The following is a 1,156-nucleotide window of genomic DNA, read 5'->3' as shown; positions in this document are numbered from 1 at the left end:
CTAAAAGATAGGGCCTCAGCTTACCGTGGTATCTCTGGCGAGCAGTTCCATGGCAGCAAGGCTTCGTAGTCTGAGACCGACGACGCATACGGCAGGCGCTCAAGTACGTGGCGCAGCCACGTATAGGGCTCCTGGCCGTTGACCTTGGCGGTCTCGACCAAGCTGTATATCTGCGCACTTGCCGTGGCGCCCTTGGGCGTGTCACTGAACAGCCAAGCCTTGCGCCCAATGACAAACGGTTTTATCGCACGCTCTGCCAGGTTGTTGTCGATTGGCAAATGGCCCGCTTCGACATACCGTTCCAGGCGGCTCCAGTTGTTTGCCAGGTAATGCACCGCCTTGCCCAATACGCTTTGCGGCGTCACCTGGGCGTACGTCTTGTCCAGCCAGCTTTTCAGCTGACCGAGGATCGGTAAGCTTCTTTCCTGGCGACCGATGAACCGCTGTTCGTCGCTGACCTCCTTGAGGTCGCGCTCGATGTCATACAGCTTATTGATCATCGTCAGCGCCACATCGGCTCGTCCGGTCTTACCCTTGGGCTGCACCTTTTGTGCTTCGACGAACTTGCGGCGCGCGTGAACCATGCATGCCAGTCGCTCGATACCGGGCTGCAACGCCAAAGCGTTGTAACCCGCATAATCGTCGGTCATCACATAGCCGCGATAGCCTTGCAACAGACGCAATGGTACTTCCTGCGCACGGCTGGTGGTGTAGTCGAACAGCACAACTTGTCGATCAGGCGGGCCACTGGCTTGCACCCACATCCAGGATTGGCTGGTCGGGTCTCGATCCGGTTCTTTCAACACCTGGACGCGGGTCTCATCGCAATGAATCACCGGACTTTCCAGCAGCCGATCACGCATCAGGTTCAACAGCGGCTGGAAGTATTTACTGCACTGGATCACCCAACGCGCCAGGGTTTGTCGTGGAACCTCGATGCCGTGGCGGGACAGCACACTTTCAAACCTGTGTAGCGGCAAGCCATCGACGTACTTGGTCGTCAGCAGCATGGCCAGCACGCTTGGGCTGGCCATGCTTTTTTCGATTAACTGGGCGGGCTTGTCAGCAGTGACAGGAGCAGTCTCGCAACCACGGCAGCCATAGATCTTGCGCACGTGTTTGAGTACGCGGATCTGCATCGGCACGATATCGAGCT

1 protein-coding gene is annotated in these 1,156 nt (G+C 57.7%); it reads right to left on the bottom strand.

Going from position 1 to position 1,156, the window contains the following annotated elements; all coding sequences use genetic code 11:
• Positions 1-20 precede the first annotated feature (20 nt).
• A partial coding sequence (tnpC, locus tag ACF8EA_RS02865) for an IS66 family transposase (protein ID WP_392521072.1) occupies positions 21-1,156 on the bottom strand: 1,136 nt, incomplete at its 5' end.

The sequence above is a fragment of the Pseudomonas sp. YQ_5 genome (assembly GCF_043103305.1).
GTDB classification, from domain to species: Bacteria; Pseudomonadota; Gammaproteobacteria; order Pseudomonadales; family Pseudomonadaceae; genus Aquipseudomonas; species Aquipseudomonas putida_Y.
Note: the sequence above shows the minus strand (reverse complement) of the source record. Positions and strands in the feature narration are given on the sequence as shown.